The following is a 16,316-nucleotide window of genomic DNA, read 5'->3' as shown; positions in this document are numbered from 1 at the left end:
GACAACGATGAGAACATTTCAAAAAAAACGAAACGAACTTTTTATCCTGGGAATCTGCCTTGGATTCTTCTCCTTAATCCTGAATTGTCATCAGACGATTATAATTCCGTCGAAATCTCCGCGACTCGGAGAATCGATCAAAGGTGTACACGCCACTTCCAGGAGTTATGTTCTCGGATACTTTGAGGGAAGTCACTCGAAGGCAGAATGCTCCGAGGGAATCGAGAATTTTAGAATTTTTAGAAGCGTCACCGATTTTATCATCCATATATTTATCGGAGGAATTTACAATACACGAAGTATTGAAATAGAATGTATTCGCCCTAAGTTGGATTTTGCGACGATTCAAAAGTCGGGTTCGATGATACTCAAAGGAGTTCATTTTAATTCGAACTCGGATCAGATTCTGAACGAGTCCTACGTCATTTTAGAAGGATTGTCAAGATATCTAAAAGAAAATTCTAAACTAAGAATCTTGATCGTCGGGCATACGGATCTGAACGGAAATCAAAAACGGAACGATGCATTATCCTTAGAACGAGCCTCGGCGACGAAGAACTTTTTAATTTCGAGGGGAATCGATCCTCCCCGAATGGAAATCAAAGGATTCGGATCGAAAAGGCCGATGCTTCGAAGTCTGGATGAACGGGCATCCGCGCTCAACAGAAGAATAGAAATTCAAGTTTTGAAGGAAAGAGACGAAGACGTCGCTAATAAGCGAATCGAGCCGGAGGAAGAAGACTCGGATAAAAAATATTCTACGCGGATCATCTTTCGAGACGGTAAAATGCTAAAAGGCAACGTAGTTAATCAAACCGCCAATTCAATTCAATTTGAAAGAAACGGAGAAGTTCAGGAGATTCAAAAAAATAAGATTCGGAAAATAGAATACATCCGCCACTGATAAGAATTCTATTTTTAAATTTCTTTTTCTGATTTATGGCTCGATCCTTTCTAGAAAAATCGAGCCATGAAATCGATTTCTCGTTCTCTTTTCCTAAAAAAGACGGCCGCGTTTTTATTTTCTACCGGCCTCGTATTTCCACTAAAAAAAATAGTATCCAAAGAAGGTTCCGATATGTTATTGAGAACGATTCAAAAAACCGGTGAAAAGATTCCGGCGATCGGACTTGGAACTTGGCAGACCATGGATATTTCACCCGATTCTTCCGAACTCAATACCTTAAAGGAGGTTTGGAAAGAATTTCTTTATCAAGGTGGAACGGTCGTGGATTCGTCTCCTATGTACGGAAAATCGGAGGAGATCGTAGGGATCCTCGCCTCCGAAACGGCGGAAGAATTTAAGAAAAAAATATTCTTTGCGACTAAGGTGTGGACCAGAGGCGAAAGCGCCGGAAAAGCGCAAATCGAAGCTTCGTTTCGGAAATTCAAAACGGATCGAATCGATCTATTCCAAATTCATAATTTACTTGATACTCAAATACATCTGAAGACGCTACGTTCTCTCAAAGAAAAAGGAAAAATTCGTTATATCGGTTTGACACATTACGTATCTTCCGCATTTTCCGAGATGGAGAGAATCGCAAAATCGGAGAATATAGAGTTTTTACAGATTCCATATTCGATTGTTTCTCGCGAAGCGGAAGAGAGAATTCTTCCTTTTGCAGAATCGAACGGAATATCCGTCTTGATCAATCGTCCATTCGAGGAAGGAGAACTCTTTCGAAGAGTTCGCGGAAAAATTCTTCCGGATTACTTTCGAGAATGGGATTGTGAATCGTTTGGGCAGGCGTTTCTAAAATTTATTCTTTCCAATTCCGCAGTCACTTGCGCGATTCCTGCAACTTCCAAACTCGCACATTTAAAGGATAACATCAGAGCGGGTCAAGGAAAGCTTCCTTCGGGAAAGGATCGCGAAGAATTCAGGAAGAGACTTTTGCAAGTTTTGTAATCCGAAATTTCGTCGAAACCTTCTCCTCTGCGATTCATACATATTCTTTTTTGTCGAACTACGATTTTATATAATCAAAGAAAAGAACCGATTCGTTTCCGGTCGTTTCGAGAAACGTTTTGTCGAAACAATTTTTTAAAAGTCGGAACTCCGGATAAAACTCATCCTAGTTCAGGTCCTTCTTTTCTCTCTTTGATGGTTTTTTTCCGTCTTTTTACGGAGATATTCCCTTTTAAACGATTGAGAGGACGAAGCAAGGCTTCCTTGTTTAGGTCGGAACTCCGGAAGATTTTCTCACTTTTTCAAATATTCAAGAAAGAGCATGTTTACGAATCCAACATTCTAGTTTAGAATGATACCCCGTTCTAACTAATTGCGCCCGATTCCGTAAGGAGAACGATTTAATTTTAAACTGAAAATATTTCTTTCCTGGCTCAAAAATGGAGAAAGATTTCATTCTAAGTATTCAGAATTCAGAATGATTCAAAGTTGGTAAAAGAACTGTTTAGGGAGTCCTCATGAGTCGTAGTAGTCTTAAGTTTATCCTATTGATTTCCGGAATTTCCATCTTATTCACGCTGACTGGAATCATATCCGGGGTCGCATATTGGATTGGTAAGAAAAAAATTACGGAAACGTTTCTCAGCCAAATGAGAGGCGTTATCGCAATTGTAGGTCTTGAATTTGATTCATTCTTAACCTCTCATGAAAATTTGGCTTGGACGCTTGCGGAAGACCCAAGGACGATCGAATCCCTTAAATCCGGTAAACCGATCGCTTCTGAATATTATAAAAATATAATGAAACGATTTGCAATGTATGAGAATATATTCGTCTGCGGATTGGATTCCGATGCGAAGGTGATCGTGGACGGGATTGGAGGAAAAAGTATCGGTATTAAAATCGCAAGTTCTGGCATCGAAAAAAGTTTGAACGCGACAAAGGAAGGTAAATCCTATCTCGCAAAGGCTACAAAATCTCCTATTACCGGCCAACCGGTCGCCTTACTTTCTGTTCCGATCTTGGAAGGGGGCCGCGTGATCGGACTCCTGGGGATCGCTCTTTCCTTCGATTCTATTTCCGAAAAAATACTCAAAGAAATTAAGATCGGCGAACAAGGTTATGCTTCCGTGATGAGTCAGGACGGAATGATCATCGCACATCCGAAGAAAGAATTGATTCTAAGTTTGGAGGTTTCGAAAGAACCTTACGGAAAACAAATGTTGGATATGAAAACCGGAGAGGTGATGGAATTCAATTTTCGAGGCGAGGATCGTTTCTCCACGGTTTTTCGATTGGATCATTGGGGAATTTCCATCGTAGCGATTCAGCCGAAATCGGAAGTTCGCGAAGCCTTGATCGGTCTTCTGATTCTTATCATTCTTGCCGGGGTTGTAACGGCATCCTTATCCGCTTATCTTCTTTTTGTCCTTCTAAAGAAACGTTTGAATCCGCTCGAGAATGCGAGCAAACTTTTTAAGAACATGGCCGAGGGTGATTTGACTTCCGATATTCAGATCGTTTATGACGACGAAATCGGTTCTATGAGTCGAGATATGAATTCGTTTATCAAAAGTCTGCGGAATTCACTCAAAGATATACAAAACGTCGCAGGAGAATTAGCCGCGTCCTCGGAAGAGTTGACCGCTTCTTCCGATTCTTTCGCTACCGGCGCTCAGTCTACAGCGGCTTCCACGGAAGAGATGTCGGCCACAGTGGAAGAATTGTCCGCGGGTATGGATAATATTTCATCGGGTACCGATCGTCAGTATAAGAATATAGTAGAATTTCATAATAATATAAGAACTCTTTCTTCCAGTGTAAGAGAGATCGGAACCGAAATAAATCACGCGCTCGAATTGACCCAGGGTATTTCCACTCAAGCAGTAAAAGGCGAAGAATCTTTAGGTCAGATGAAGACGATGGTCCAGAATATCATTAAATCTTCGGGGGAGATGTCGGCCATTATCGGAATCATCAATGATATATCGGACCAAACTTCGCTTTTGGCCTTGAATGCCGCGATCGAAGCGGCCCGCGCCGGAGAAGCAGGAAAAGGATTCGCCGTCGTTGCGGAAGAGATCTCGAAGTTATCCGAAAAAACGGCGTCTTCCATCAAATCGATCAGTGCGATGATTTTAAGAAACAATCAAGAGTTGGATTCGGGAGCGAGCGGTATTCAATCTTCTTCCGAAGTGATTCATGAAATCATTTTGAGCACGGATATCGTATCCAAGGCGATGCAAAAATTACACGGGATCACAACTTCCCAAGAAGGAATCAACATTCAAGTCGCTGAAAGAGCGGAGAAAGTCGGGCAGGACGCTGAATTTGTCAAACGAGCAATGGATGAACAAAAGCAGGCGTTTCATGAAATCACGCAGGTAATCGTTCAGATCAATGATCATACGATCTCTACGGCTTCCGGTTCGGAAGAGATCTCGGCTTCGGCAAAAGGTCTGGAAGTTTCCGCCGAAAATCTAAGAAGAATTACGGATCGATTCGTACTCTGATCTTTTTTTTCACGGAAACGGATCGGCTCGAAAAATCATTCTTACCAAGCGAGTTTTCAAAATCAAAGAATGGAATCTTTTGCCTGGAACGAAGTTTCGTCTCAGGAGAAACAGAAAATTAAAGAAGAATCGAATTATATAATGATTGTCATTTTCATTCTTGTTCCGTAAAATTCCACTTGCGATTCGCTTGGATGAAAGGAATCGGATTTCGGATTTGATGCGTACTTATGAAATTGAAAATCGCAAATGGGATTCGTCACTCATCGAGATTCTTATCGGTTCTCTTGACTGTTACGTTTTGCCAGTATAATCCGGAATCTACATCCGCACCCGAGTTTTCATTGATCGGATTGTCTCGCGTTATTTCGGGCTCTGGACCGATCGGGATCTCCATCAATCAGACTGATGTTACGAGCGGTTCTTCTTACGACTTTCAATCCGTTCTGAGCGGATTCAAATCACCGAACGCGACGATCACAGTTACCAATTCTTCCGGCAGTTCGATCGATATTTCCTCCACGAATTTTTTAACTCTTTCAGGGGCAAACGCTTCGGACTTTATTCTTACCGGATCGCCTAACGGTACTATAGCGAACGGCTCGTCGATCACAACCGGAATCTACTTTACTAGTTCTTCGCTTGGAGTGAGAACCGCGATTCTTACTTTACAACCGGGAGAAAGTCTTTCTCCGATCTCGATAAATCTACAAGGAACAGCGGTCGGAAATCCTTCCGGAATGTCTTTATTTTCTCAATTCGAATCTCTTGCTTTTCTCGATTCTTCCGGAAGAGGGAACCAAGGTTTCGTTACAGGAAATTTCGGTTCTCCTTTTGTAACGGGTGTTCGTGGAAATGCGATTCGACTCGGATACGGGGCCTTTCCCACATTTGAATACATTTCGATACCGGATTCGATTCCGCAAAATTTTCACTTTTCAGGAACGCAGGCGATTTCCATTACCGCTTGGGTTCAACCGGATACGGGAAATTTCGGCACGATCTTTGATAAATCGCAAGACAATGACGCCAACCCGAATGTGATCTTCGATTTCTCCGTGAGCAATTCGGGACTTCGTTTGGGATCTTGGCAAGAAACCGCACTTTCGGAAGCGGTGACTTGGACCGGTTCGATTCCGGCAGGATGGCATCACGTGGCTTGTGTCTACGATCCTGCATCGAATCCGAATTCGATTTTGTATCTCGACGGAATTTCCGTTCAAACAGGAAACATCGTTTCCACAACGACGGCGCCGGCCAATTCTGCGGCGGCAAATATTGGAAGGTTTCGAAGAGACGCGACGCAACTATTTGTAGGAGCGATCGACGAATTAAGAATTTATTATCCCGTCGCGCTTTCGGCTTCACAAATCCAAACGATCTATAACAGTCGTTAACTGAATCAATGGGTATTTTATGACTCTTCAAGAATGGAAACAAACCGGATCGTATTTTTCCTATCAGGACTGGAAGATATTCTTTAAAGAAGAAGGAAAAGGAGAATTTCTCCTTCTCATCCACGGATTTCCGACGGCTTCTTTTGACTGGGAAAAAATTTGGAAACCTCTAACTAAAAAATACAAATTAATCGCTTCGGATTTGCTCGGTTTCGGATTTTCCTCCAAACCCTCGATAGAATATAGCATTTTCTTACAGGCGAATATCATTGAATCATTGTTAGTTGAACGAGGAATAAAAGAAGTCAATATCCTGGCACATGATTTGGGCGATACGGTTGCCCAGGAACTTTTGGCTCGATTTATCGAACGAAAGAAGTCCCAAAAAAAGGGCGTCATAATCAAACGAATGATCCTACTCAACGGTGGAATTTTTCCCGAATCGCATCGACCACGATTGATTCAAAAACTTCTGCATAGCCCGATCGGTTGGATTCTTTCCAAACTTATGAATCGCAAATCCTTTCAAAAAAGTTTTTCCGCAGTCTTTGGAAACAATACGAAGCCGTCTCAGGATGAATTGGATCAATTTTGGAATTTGGTTTCCTCGGAAGGAGGAACAAAAATCGCCCATCTTCTCATTCGTTACATACAAGAGAGAAAACTTTACCGAGATCGATGGGTCGGAGCGATTCTCAATTCTCCCGTTCCGATTCGGATGATCAACGGTATCGCTGACCCTGTCAGCGGAGCTCATTTGGTAGAACGTTACAGAGAACTTTCACCGAAGGCAGATATCATTGAATTGAAAGATATTGGGCATTATCCTCAAGTGGAAGCCCCCGATGAGGTATTGAAGGCGATTTTAAAATGAAAGCAGCGTTCGTTCATTCGTAAGAATGAGAATCATTCTTTTTCATTTCAGGGATTCTCCTTGAAAAAAAGCGGTTCTAAAAGATCGTGATGGAATCAGGAAAAAAGGAGATCGATTTCGAAAGATTCTCCTATTCTCTTCATGGCTAAATCAAGTTATAATAATCCCCGTTTTTTTGATTTTGTTTACGATGAATTTTTAGCCGCGGCAGTGGACGATCCTTCTGTTTCTTTTCATGAAGGAATCCTTTTTCATTCTTTAACCAGCGAAAATATATTAGAATTATTAGATATAACAGGTATTCTTCCCGAGATCCATAAGAAAGGATATGAGAAGGTTCAGTTGGAAATATCGGGAACGGGTCAGGATTTTCAAAGACTCGTTTTGACTTCCGAGAAGGAGATTCTTCTTCATCTTAGATTGAGCATCCAAGAATACAGATTGGAGATCAACGATTACTTCTTTAAGGAAAAATACTTGATCATCAATTGGTTACAGACACGTCATCCGAAATCGCCTACCACGGATAAACTTAGGTTGTATCCCGGACAAGACGTTCCTGGCTTGGGAATCTTTCATCAGATTTCGGATTTTATAGGGTTCCTCATTCTTTCACTCCGATTAAACGGCGCCGTGATTCGTCCCGAGTATTTTCACGACGCGGTTTTATTCTCTAAGAAGTTTCATTTTTTGACTCCCGAAGCCCAAGCCTTGTTTCTTGCACTCAGAAGGGATTTTAGGAATGAATCGATTCGTGGTATTTCAACTTATCTTCATTCCGGAAAAATTCAGGATCACAAAACCGTCGTTCAATGGAAAGCCGTCGAGATGATTCTTTTTCTCGAAAAAACTTTGAACCCTTTTGTTTTTAACAAGAAGTTTGATAAAAAAGTAAGTAAGATTTTGGATTCTATCAAACTGAGCATTGTCGAATCTTGATCTGAATTTTTCCCCGAAAATTTTAAGAAAGAAATCATTCGATTCCGAAAATCTCTTCCTCATCGTTTTGTCCTCGATTTGAAATTCCGAAAATGAGAACCAGGAGTTAACTCCAATTCGAAATGCGGAGAATGACTCGTCCTAAATCTTTTTTGCAAATCGGTGACGGACCGAAGATCTCGCTAGGTCGGAACAACGGCAATTCCCTTCTTCGGATGTACTCCGCTTCGATTCGGAAGAATTCTCATTAATCCTTTTTGCCTATTTTCTGTTCTAAGAATCCATTGTTACGGATTTTTTTAGAAAGAATTCGCGAATAAATCTCGAAATTTCCTCCCTTTCTTTTTTTTAAAAGCTTTCGTTTTATAAAAAGCTTCAAAAAAAACTTGTAATTCAATTCTGTTGATTTCAAAATCTGGCTTCGTCGAATTCAAGAATGGAAGAGAGAGTCAGTATGGATCACAGAAAGTTTTCGAGAGTTTTTCCTGCGGCGAATGAGGTCATCGAGGTTCAACTGATGGGGCTCAACTTTATAGATATTTTGAATGCAAAGGATATTAGCATCGGCGGTGTTGCCGTTGAAGTTCCGCACCTTTTTGAAGGTTGCGACTTGAATTCCCCCATTCAGATGATTCTTACGCTTCCAGGCAGAAACCCGTTGAAACTTTCCGGGAAAGTGAAGCGAAAAGTTACGACCTCCGAAGCCTCGATCTTTGGAGTCGAATTTGGTTCTTTGGATCCAAAGGCTAAATATTTGATCGAATCCTATATTCAATCCCGCGTTCAAATGGCTTCTTGATTTTCTCAAATTTTGTTTTCTTAGAACGTTCGTTTTGAAATAGAAAGACCCATTCGATTCTTCTTTTTTCCTGATTCATTTTCTTCCTTTCGATTTCGCTTTTAGAAGATAGAAAAAATCCTATCTCATCTGAATTCTATTCTTTCGAGAAAATCGACATCGATCCATAGGATTCCCATTGAAATCCGCTTCCAAAGTAGAAATAAAGATCTTGCAGAAATCTCATTTTTCGTATGTTTTTATAAGAATTCCTTGAATATGCGTTGAAATCAAACTTTGAATTTTTCATCCTTTGAGTCACCGGAATTTATTTCCTATGTAATCTGTACGTAACGAGAACGAATATGATAGGGGACAATCTAAAACCGAAGGATGCTTCTATGGGAACAGGTTTCGTAGATAACAAGATCAAGACAGAAAGAAAATTGGAAGTTCGCATCGCCGAAAACCAATTGGAGATTGAGAGAACCTTAGCGCTTCGTTATGAAGTTTTTAATCTCGAGTTAGGCGAAGGACTTCCGCAATCCGCGGCCACACGCAAAGACAGAGACGAATACGATCTCTTCTGCGATCACCTGATCGTTGTGGATAAAAATCGCGACGATAAGATCGTTGGAACCTATCGAATTCTTCGCAGAAGCGTTGCAAAGAAGAACATAGGTTTTTATTCCGATAACGAATTTGATATTACCAAAATCTATGAGTTGGATGCGGAAACGGCTGAAATCGGAAGAAGCTGTGTTCATCCGGACTATAGAGACGGTTCCGTTATTTCTATGCTCTGGGCGGGCCTAGGAATGTATATGAAGAAGAATGATGTACGTTATCTCTTCGGATGCGGATCGATTCATCAAACCGATGCTCAGTCCGCGAATGAAGCCTATGCCTATTTGAAAGAAAAGAACGCACTCGCAGGAAAAGAGTTCGACGTGAAGCCTCTTCCAGGATTCGAGATTCCCGGTTTCGATCCGGACTACGTTGTGGAAGACATGAAGTCGGTTCAAAAAACGATTCCTGCTCTGATCAAAGGATACGTTCGAGTGGGTTCCCTCATCTGTGGAATTCCTGCTTGGGATAAAGTTTTTAAGACCATTGATTTCTTTATTCTTTTTGATGTTCGCGATATCGAATCCAAATACGGAAAACGTTTTCTCGATTAAAATTCCCTTCTCAGACTGAACCGGAACCCCCTTGACGGGAGTTCCGGCGTTTTATTAGTATCTTTTTAGGCGTTTGCCTGAAGATATCTTTCCGATGAAACAAAATGAAATAGATTTTCAGCATCCTAGTACTCGAGATCAAATCCGATTCTATTCTTTGGTTGCGATTGCCGGAATCTTGATGGTCACGGCATATAAACTTGGATCCCCGTCTTACTACTTAGGTTGGTTCGCTTTTTTTATCAGCGCATTTTCCGTCGCCGGAAACGATGCAGTACAAACGGTCGGAACTTTTATCGAAAGTAAAAGAACCGTGCATTGGATTCCCAAACTCGCCGTTTTGGGCGGAACCGTTGCAATTTTATTTTTAGGAACCTGGGTCTTTAACGATTCTCAGGTTCATTTCGGAAGATTAGAAAGTTTTCCGGAAGTGAGAGAATTCAATCTCATTCAACTCCTCGCGCCTCTGATCTTAGTAATCATCACTCGACTGAAATCTCCGATCTCGACGACGTTTTTGATCTTAGGTCTTTTTGGTGGAAGCAATATCGAAAAGATGCTTACCAAATCTTTTTTCGGTTACGGGATCGCTTTCGGAGTTGCGATTCTCGTTTGGGGAATTCTCGTAAAGGTGGATCCAAGGGAATACAAGGAAGATCACGTTCCCGATCCAAGAAGCGAAAAACGTTGGGCTCTGTTTCAATGGGCATCTACGATTTATCTTTGGATTGCTTGGCTCCGTCAGGATGCGGCTAATATCGTGATCTATCTTCCGAGACAACTTTCCATCTTAGAATTCGCACTCGCGATCTCTATGCTGATCGTGGCTCTCGGAATTATTCTTTATACTAACGGTGGTACGATTCAAGAGATCGTTACGGAGAAATCGGATATTCAATGGTCCAAAGCCGCAACGATCGTGGACCTTGTTTACGGGACGATCCTGATTGTCTTTCATCAATGGAGCAAGATGCCGATGTCGACGACCTGGGTTTTTTTAGGAATGCTCGCAGGACGGGAGATCATCCTTAACTTTATGACATTCCGCGATTTACCGTATTTGGAAACGTTTCGAAAAGTTGGGAAAGACGTCCTGTTGGCTTCAATGGGAATCGCAGTGAGCGTTTTTATTTTTATCCTGGCTTCCCAGATTTATCCGGAGACAACTTCCGGTTTCATGAAATAGGGTTTTCGACCGCTTTCGTAAATTTCTATCGAAACATTAGATAATTAGAATATTCTCCATCTTTGGTTTCTTTTTTTCTTCGAGTAATTTTAAGAAGGGTTTGCCCGTCAGTTTGAATCTTTCTTTTTGCCGGGAACAGAAAAGAATTTCTTACAATGAAACTCCTTTTTCTTGCGATCAACTTTCGTTCGCAAAAAAATTCTTTTTCCGAAAGAAGATTCTTGGGAGTTCCAAACGTTTAAACCGATTTTTCCACTTCTTAGGAAAGAGATTTTTACAACGTATGAAAGGTTGTGCATGTTCTTCTGAAATTGCGTTTGTTCGAGAACTTGGTCGGAACTCCGTAAAAAGAAATCCTCACAGAGCCATTCCCATCGAAAAGAAAAGGATTCCGCTCTGAAAAATCGGGAAGAGTCGGAACTCCGTAGAGATGGAACTCCACTTTGGAAACTTGGTTAGAAAAAGAGATTTACGATTTGTAAAATGGAATTCGAAGGTCTTACTTACAAATTCTTCTTTTGGACGGAACTCCGGTGAAATCGAATCTTACAGAGCCATTCCCATCGAAAAGAGCAGGATTCCGCACTGAAAAATCGGGAAGAGTCGGAACTCCGTTGTTCTGAATGGGTTTCTATCCTTAGTTAAAAAGGTTATACCGAAGAATACAATAGATCGCTCTGAAACCGTCTTTCCAACCGATCTTTTTGCCTTCCGCGTAGGTCCTTCCATAATAGGAAATTCCTACTTCAAAAATTCGAACGTCCGGAATCTTTGCGACCTTTGCGGTAATCTCCGGCTCAAACCCAAAACGGTTTTCTTTGATATCGATCGACTGAATGATTTCTCTTCGGAATGCCTTGTAACAGGTTTCCATATCGGTGAGATTGATATTCGTAAACATATTGGAAAGTGTTGTGAGAACCATGTTTCCCAAACGATGCCAATAGTAGACGACCCGGTGGGGTCTTCCACCCAAGAATCTACTTCCAAAAACGACGTCCGCCTTACCCTTGTAAATCGGATCGATCACTTCGGGAATTTCAAACGGATCGTATTCCAAATCGGCGTCTTGAACGATTACGATATCTCCGGTTGCGGCTTTGAACCCAGTCCGAAGCGCCGCGCCCTTTCCTTGATTGATTTCGTGAAAGATGATCTGATCCGCCAACTTCTTAAAAGGAGCGGTTTGCAAAAGATCTCTTGTTCCGTCTTTCGAGCAATCGTCGACAAGAATGATCTCCTTGTTTTTGATCGGAACTTTTTTAACGGTCTCCAGAATATTGCGAATCGTATTTTTTTCGTTATAACAAGGAATGACGATGGAAACTTTCATATTTACCCCAGACCGGTGATCTCAGCCATCCGGAAATCCCGGATAATCGTTTCAGCTCTTACAATTATTTTTTCAAGAGCGATCCCGAAAACCAAATTCTGATACGATTCAGCGGCCTTGGGAAATTCTTTCTCGTCGATTTTGATCGAGAGCGTTTCTGAAATCCGATTTTTTTCCATACAATCCTGAATGGAAGTGATGATTCCTTTGAGAGCGAGACAGGTTTCTTTGAGAATATTTTGTCCGTCTTTTTCCATCGCGCTTTGATTTCCGTTCGCATCCAGAAGTGCTTTCACGTGTTCGTTGATGCGGTTTGAGGGCAATCCGCGACGACTGACGCCCATTCTTTCGATGATCGTCATCGCATCTTTGAAAATGGAAAACTCAGGTGTTCCTTTAAAAATGTAAGTTAATGCCGGAAGCTCAGAGTCGGCAAAAGAAAGAATGGCTCCGTAAAAATATCGGATTTCCGGTTTTGCGAGGGGATGAAAATCGATTCTCTGGTATTTTTTGAGTCTGGCTTCCTGCTCTTCCAAGATCTTGTTGATCGTATCCCCTTTGGCGGCTTGTTTTTTGTCTTCCAGTTCTTTGTGTTTGGCTTTTAGGGTTTCTAAGAATTGGATTTCTTCCTTTAAAAATTGAGTTAAATTCCCTTTTTGTTGGAGAATCATCATCAATCTGGACTCGAAGGCTTTCAGATCGAAGGCCTTCGGATTCTTTTTGGAATTTTCGGAATATTCCGCTCTGAGTTTTTCCAGAACGGCTTTGATTTCGGCGCTTTGTAAAGGTTCCATAGGAGATTGCTCCTATTCAGTATCGACCCATCTCTCCAAGGAAATAAGCAAAGAAGATATATCTTCGGAACAATAGAGAAGCGCGGTTCTGGAATCCCGGAACATCTGTTGCTGATTATAGGCCAATTGTTTGATATGATTGTCGTTCTTTGTATTCAGAACATTCAAGGTGTTGAGGACCATTTTTTTTAGTTTCTGAATCAAGCCCAACATCATTTCCTGCATTTCCCAAAGAGTCACCAATTTGAGTTTTTCGCTGTCCAGGGTCTTTGAGAGGAGAAGCTGTTTTCTAGAAGATTCATACTTTGCGGTGTAGTAATTTACGGATCTTGGATAGGTCGTAAGTTCTTTGTGGTAGTTTAGAATTTTGTCCAGCTTTTGAAAGAATTCGATATCGAATTCACGATTCAGATTACCGATGATGTTTTTGTTCTCGGACGGATCCCCTGTGATTTCAAAAATTTTAGAATTCTGAAGGTTATTCAAAACGGAATGAATTCTTTCTTTGATCTTCATAAGATCCGAAATTCTCTTTTCAACGATATTGGTTTCTCCAGGAGTCGAAGAGCCGAAATCGATTTTAAGAGAAGAATCTTTTGATTCTTTCGAAGAACTTGCGGATGGAGCGGAATGTTCCATGATATTCAAATCCAATCTTCCCAAATCGAGGGTATTACTGTCTTTTGCCTTGGTTTGATCCCAAGCCGGTTCTTGGAAAATGCTCTGTTGAACCGCGGCTTCGTTGATCATCGTAGACTCGTTCGGTTTTGGGATTTTGACGGAAGGTTGTTGTTGCGTCTTCGCGATGATTTCTTGCAAAGTAATCTTGCCTAGGCCCGGAGAGAGAGGTCTAGAAGTTTGCTTTGTCTGAACGGGAGCCGAAGATGGTTTATGATTATGAACCTGAGTCGCTCCTTTTGCGGGCGATTCCAGTGTGATTCTAACAAACTCGGCTCTTCTTGTATTACGATTGAATCGAAGAGCAAAACGATTTCCCTGTTTATCAATAAATTTTTGATTCAGCTGGTCCACAGAAAGCGCGTTCGGATCCACGGAAGAAATCGAATCGACGACGATGTATTCGGATCTTTTTACCATTAGAATCCGTCCTTGGAAATTCTTGGATTCTTCTCATACAATGACTTCTCAAGGAAGGATGAACTGGAGATCGGAATCGGTTGTAAATAAAATTCCAAATACGTGTTCTGTAGAATTTCTTCCATTACCATATAGATCGAACGGGATCTATTCAGGCAATACTCAAAGATTTGTAAATAAGAAGTTTCTCGAATTATAAAAGAGGTAGAAACTTTTTGTCTATCCGTCGTCAAAAAACACCTCCCGGATTCTTCAAAGTCTTGCAGAAATTGGATTCCTAATTCCGCGAGCTCTGATAGATCGATGTTCTCTTTTTGAAGACGGGAAAAAAAGTCAGGATCCAAAGAAATCGAAAGAAAAATCTTTCCTAATTGTTTTTGTTTCATCGTTGCACCTCTTCATAACCGGTTCTCGAGGGTTTCAGGAAGAATCAGAAAAAGGGGGCAGAAGTACGGAATTTTGCAGGAATTCATTTGACAGAGGGAAGGGTACAGAAAACCTGGAAACACTTATTCGATAGGAAGTATTAAGCCTTGGCTAATATTAAGTCTTCAGAAAAGGATATTCGGAGAACAAAACGTAGAAATGCGGCGAATTCTCAGAATCGATCCAGGCTCAGAACGCAAGCAAAGAAAGTTCTGAAAGCCATCAAAGATAAAGACCAGAACGCGGCTACCGCTCTATTTGTAGAGTATACCTCTCTTCTGGACAAAGCTGCAAAAACAAACCTGATTCACTTCAAAAACGCAGACAGAAAAAAAAGCAGAATGGCAAAACGCCTGAATGCAGTTTCTGCTACAGCATAAAAAACGGAATTATAGAGGGCGATTAGCTCAGCTGGTAGAGCGCCTGCCTTACAAGCAGGATGTCGGCAGTTCGATCCTGTCATCGCCCAAATAGTTTTCTTCCGGAAAACACCCCAACCTCTATGAATACCAAATCCCCCGTATTCAATCATCCCGACCTGATGGTTTCTGTTTCGGGAATTCGTGGGATCATCCCGACCGGCCTTTCTCCAGAAGTTATTTTTGATGCTCTTCGTGCGTTCGGCACCTGGATCGAAGGATCTAAGATCGTCATTGGAAGAGATTCTCGACCTTCCGGTCCATATATTGAAAATATCGCACTTGGTTTGATGCAAGCAATGGGGAAGGACGTCCTACAACTGGGAATCGTTCCTACTCCGACGGTAAAAGCCGTGGTCAATCTTTCGAAAGCGGGGGGCGGGATCATGATCAGCGCCTCTCACAATCCGATCATCTGGAATGCTTTTAAATTTATCGGCCCCGGCGGATTCTTTACGGATGCGAGTGCTTTGGAGCAGATTTTAGATACGGTTCGCAATCATTCTTACAGACCAATTCAGTACAAACCTTCTTCTAAAATCGTTTCCGGAAAAGAATGGTGTGAAAAACACATCGAATCCGTTCTCAAAAGGGTGAACGTAAACGCAATTCGTAAGAAAAAATACAAGGTTCTCGTGGACGCGGTCAGTGGAGCGGGGAGTTTTCTTGTTCCCGAACTTCTGGAAAGGCTCGGTTGTAAGCCGATTCTCATACACTGTAGTCCCGACGGAACATTTCCTAGACCACCCGAGCCGACTCCGGAAGCGCTCAAACAAACGTCTCGAACGATGAAATCTTCTGGAGCCGATATCGGTTTTGCTTTGGATCCAGATGCGGATCGTTTGGTTGTTCTCACGCCTAAAAAAGGTGCGATCTCGGAAGAATACACCCTTCCTTTGAGTTTTCTTTCTCTTACCTTGGGCAAGTTTCCAAAAAAAGCAAACATGGTAGTCAATCTCTCGACGAGCTTTATCAACGAATTTGTCGCCGGCGAGTACGGCGTTCCTGTTACTCGTTCTAAAGTGGGAGAAGCCAACGTTGTTTCCGATATGCTTCGCCACAAATCCGTGTTTGGCGGAGAGGGGAACGGCGGAGTAATCGATCCTGTGATCGCTTCCTTTGGAAGAGATTCTCTTTCGGGAATCGCGCATATCCTAAACGTAATGGCGGCAACGGGAAAGAAGATCGATTCTCTCTTGGAAGAAATGCCTTCGATTCATATGCAGAAGACCAGCTTTAAAATCGCAGGAAAGAATCTGCAAGATATCTATTCCAAATTCAGAGGAGAGTTTTCCTCTTATTCCGAAGAGACTTTGGACGGCTTGCGTCTTGCTTCGGAAGATTCTTGGATTCATATCCGACCTTCGAACACGGAACCGATTATCCGAGTGATAGGCGAGGCTCGAACCAAAAAAGACCTCAATTCTCTGCTGGACCGTGCGGGAAGACTTATGGAGAATGCCTGA

The 16,316-nt window shown here is 41.9% G+C and carries 15 protein-coding genes and 1 tRNA gene; 12 read left to right on the top strand and 4 right to left on the bottom strand.

The window, feature by feature from the left end:
• Nucleotides 1–7: 7 nt before the first annotated feature.
• The 9 genes from DLM75_RS00820 to DLM75_RS00780 all read left to right on the top strand — a co-directional run bounded on the left by DLM75_RS00820 (nucleotide 8) and on the right by DLM75_RS00780 (nucleotide 10,780).
• A complete protein-coding gene (locus DLM75_RS00820) occupies nucleotides 8–904 on the top strand; it encodes an OmpA family protein (RefSeq protein WP_118966673.1) in 897 nt (298 codons plus the stop codon).
• Between the two features lie 66 nt (nucleotides 905–970).
• A complete protein-coding gene (locus DLM75_RS00815) occupies nucleotides 971–1,912 on the top strand; it encodes an aldo/keto reductase (protein WP_118966672.1) in 942 nt (313 codons plus the stop codon).
• A gap of 518 nt (nucleotides 1,913–2,430) precedes the next feature.
• Nucleotides 2,431–4,425 (top strand): methyl-accepting chemotaxis protein, encoded by a 1,995-nt coding sequence (locus DLM75_RS00810; protein ID WP_118966671.1) that lies wholly within the window; start codon nucleotides 2,431–2,433, stop codon nucleotides 4,423–4,425.
• 230 nt (nucleotides 4,426–4,655) lie between these two features.
• Nucleotides 4,656–5,822, top strand: a complete 1,167-nt coding sequence (locus DLM75_RS00805; protein WP_118966670.1) for a LamG-like jellyroll fold domain-containing protein — start codon at nucleotides 4,656–4,658, stop codon at nucleotides 5,820–5,822.
• 19 nt (nucleotides 5,823–5,841) lie between these two features.
• Nucleotides 5,842–6,696, top strand: a complete 855-nt coding sequence (locus tag DLM75_RS00800; protein WP_118966669.1) for an alpha/beta fold hydrolase — start codon at nucleotides 5,842–5,844, stop codon at nucleotides 6,694–6,696.
• A 141-nt stretch (nucleotides 6,697–6,837) separates the two neighbouring features.
• Nucleotides 6,838–7,635, top strand: coding sequence for a histone deacetylase (locus DLM75_RS00795; protein WP_118966668.1), 798 nt, complete (start codon nucleotides 6,838–6,840; stop codon nucleotides 7,633–7,635).
• A gap of 436 nt (nucleotides 7,636–8,071) precedes the next feature.
• The gene (locus DLM75_RS00790) at nucleotides 8,072–8,434 is read left to right on the top strand and encodes a PilZ domain-containing protein (protein ID WP_118966667.1); all 363 of its coding nucleotides are present in this window, start codon (nucleotides 8,072–8,074) and stop codon (nucleotides 8,432–8,434) included.
• 380 nt (nucleotides 8,435–8,814) lie between these two features.
• Nucleotides 8,815–9,594, top strand: a complete 780-nt coding sequence (locus DLM75_RS00785; protein WP_118967903.1) for a GNAT family N-acetyltransferase — start codon at nucleotides 8,815–8,817, stop codon at nucleotides 9,592–9,594.
• Nucleotides 9,595–9,688: 94 nt separating this feature from the next.
• Complete coding sequence (locus DLM75_RS00780; RefSeq protein ID WP_118967902.1) at nucleotides 9,689–10,780, top strand: hypothetical protein; 1,092 nt, start codon at nucleotides 9,689–9,691, stop codon at nucleotides 10,778–10,780.
• Nucleotides 10,781–11,417: 637 nt separating this feature from the next.
• Here the strand turns inward: DLM75_RS00780 and DLM75_RS00770 are convergent.
• From DLM75_RS00770 to DLM75_RS00755, 4 genes are read right to left on the bottom strand one after another with little or no spacing between them, the layout of a single operon-like run.
• Nucleotides 11,418–12,113, bottom strand: coding sequence for a glycosyltransferase family 2 protein (locus tag DLM75_RS00770; RefSeq protein WP_118966665.1), 696 nt, complete (start codon nucleotides 12,111–12,113; stop codon nucleotides 11,418–11,420).
• A gap of 2 nt (nucleotides 12,114–12,115) precedes the next feature.
• A complete protein-coding gene (locus DLM75_RS00765; protein ID WP_118966664.1) occupies nucleotides 12,116–12,907 on the bottom strand; it encodes a hypothetical protein in 792 nt (263 codons plus the stop codon).
• A gap of 12 nt (nucleotides 12,908–12,919) precedes the next feature.
• A complete protein-coding gene (locus DLM75_RS00760; RefSeq protein WP_118966663.1) occupies nucleotides 12,920–14,005 on the bottom strand; it encodes an LIC_10450 family protein in 1,086 nt (361 codons plus the stop codon).
• Nucleotides 14,005–14,391, bottom strand: coding sequence for a hypothetical protein (locus DLM75_RS00755; protein ID WP_241547794.1), 387 nt, complete (start codon nucleotides 14,389–14,391; stop codon nucleotides 14,005–14,007). Before DLM75_RS00755 ends, DLM75_RS00760 begins: the two co-directional genes overlap by 1 nt.
• A 147-nt stretch (nucleotides 14,392–14,538) precedes the next feature.
• Here DLM75_RS00755 and rpsT point away from each other — a divergent pair, with 147 nt between their 5' ends.
• The 3 genes from rpsT to glmM all read left to right on the top strand — a co-directional run bounded on the left by rpsT (nucleotide 14,539) and on the right by glmM (nucleotide 16,316).
• Entirely contained in the window at nucleotides 14,539–14,811 is a 273-nt protein-coding gene (gene rpsT / locus DLM75_RS00750) for a 30S ribosomal protein S20 (RefSeq protein ID WP_100785361.1), read from the top strand.
• A gap of 16 nt (nucleotides 14,812–14,827) precedes the next feature.
• Nucleotides 14,828–14,900, top strand: a tRNA-Val gene (locus DLM75_RS00745).
• Between the two features lie 33 nt (nucleotides 14,901–14,933).
• The gene (glmM, locus tag DLM75_RS00740; protein WP_118966662.1) at nucleotides 14,934–16,316 is read left to right on the top strand and encodes a phosphoglucosamine mutase; all 1,383 of its coding nucleotides are present in this window, start codon (nucleotides 14,934–14,936) and stop codon (nucleotides 16,314–16,316) included.

The organism is Leptospira stimsonii (assembly GCF_003545885.1).
Classification (GTDB): Bacteria; Spirochaetota; Leptospiria; order Leptospirales; family Leptospiraceae; genus Leptospira; species Leptospira stimsonii.
Note: the sequence above shows the minus strand (reverse complement) of the source record. Positions and strands in the feature narration are given on the sequence as shown.

Coding starts and splice junctions, on each gene's coding strand:
- DLM75_RS00820 (WP_118966673.1), top strand. CDS start 8: ATGAGAACATTTCAAAAAAAACGAAACGAACTTTTTATCCTGGGAATC.
- DLM75_RS00815 (WP_118966672.1), top strand. CDS start 971: ATGAAATCGATTTCTCGTTCTCTTTTCCTAAAAAAGACGGCCGCGTTT.
- DLM75_RS00810 (WP_118966671.1), top strand. CDS start 2,431: ATGAGTCGTAGTAGTCTTAAGTTTATCCTATTGATTTCCGGAATTTCC.
- DLM75_RS00805 (WP_118966670.1), top strand. CDS start 4,656: ATGAAATTGAAAATCGCAAATGGGATTCGTCACTCATCGAGATTCTTA.
- DLM75_RS00800 (WP_118966669.1), top strand. CDS start 5,842: ATGACTCTTCAAGAATGGAAACAAACCGGATCGTATTTTTCCTATCAG.
- DLM75_RS00795 (WP_118966668.1), top strand. CDS start 6,838: ATGGCTAAATCAAGTTATAATAATCCCCGTTTTTTTGATTTTGTTTAC.
- DLM75_RS00790 (WP_118966667.1), top strand. CDS start 8,072: ATGGAAGAGAGAGTCAGTATGGATCACAGAAAGTTTTCGAGAGTTTTT.
- DLM75_RS00785 (WP_118967903.1), top strand. CDS start 8,815: ATGGGAACAGGTTTCGTAGATAACAAGATCAAGACAGAAAGAAAATTG.
- DLM75_RS00780 (WP_118967902.1), top strand. CDS start 9,689: ATGAAACAAAATGAAATAGATTTTCAGCATCCTAGTACTCGAGATCAA.
- DLM75_RS00770 (WP_118966665.1), bottom strand. CDS start 12,113: ATGAAAGTTTCCATCGTCATTCCTTGTTATAACGAAAAAAATACGATT.
- DLM75_RS00765 (WP_118966664.1), bottom strand. CDS start 12,907: ATGGAACCTTTACAAAGCGCCGAAATCAAAGCCGTTCTGGAAAAACTC.
- DLM75_RS00760 (WP_118966663.1), bottom strand. CDS start 14,005: ATGGTAAAAAGATCCGAATACATCGTCGTCGATTCGATTTCTTCCGTG.
- DLM75_RS00755 (WP_241547794.1), bottom strand. CDS start 14,391: ATGAAACAAAAACAATTAGGAAAGATTTTTCTTTCGATTTCTTTGGAT.
- glmM (WP_118966662.1), top strand. CDS start 14,934: ATGAATACCAAATCCCCCGTATTCAATCATCCCGACCTGATGGTTTCT.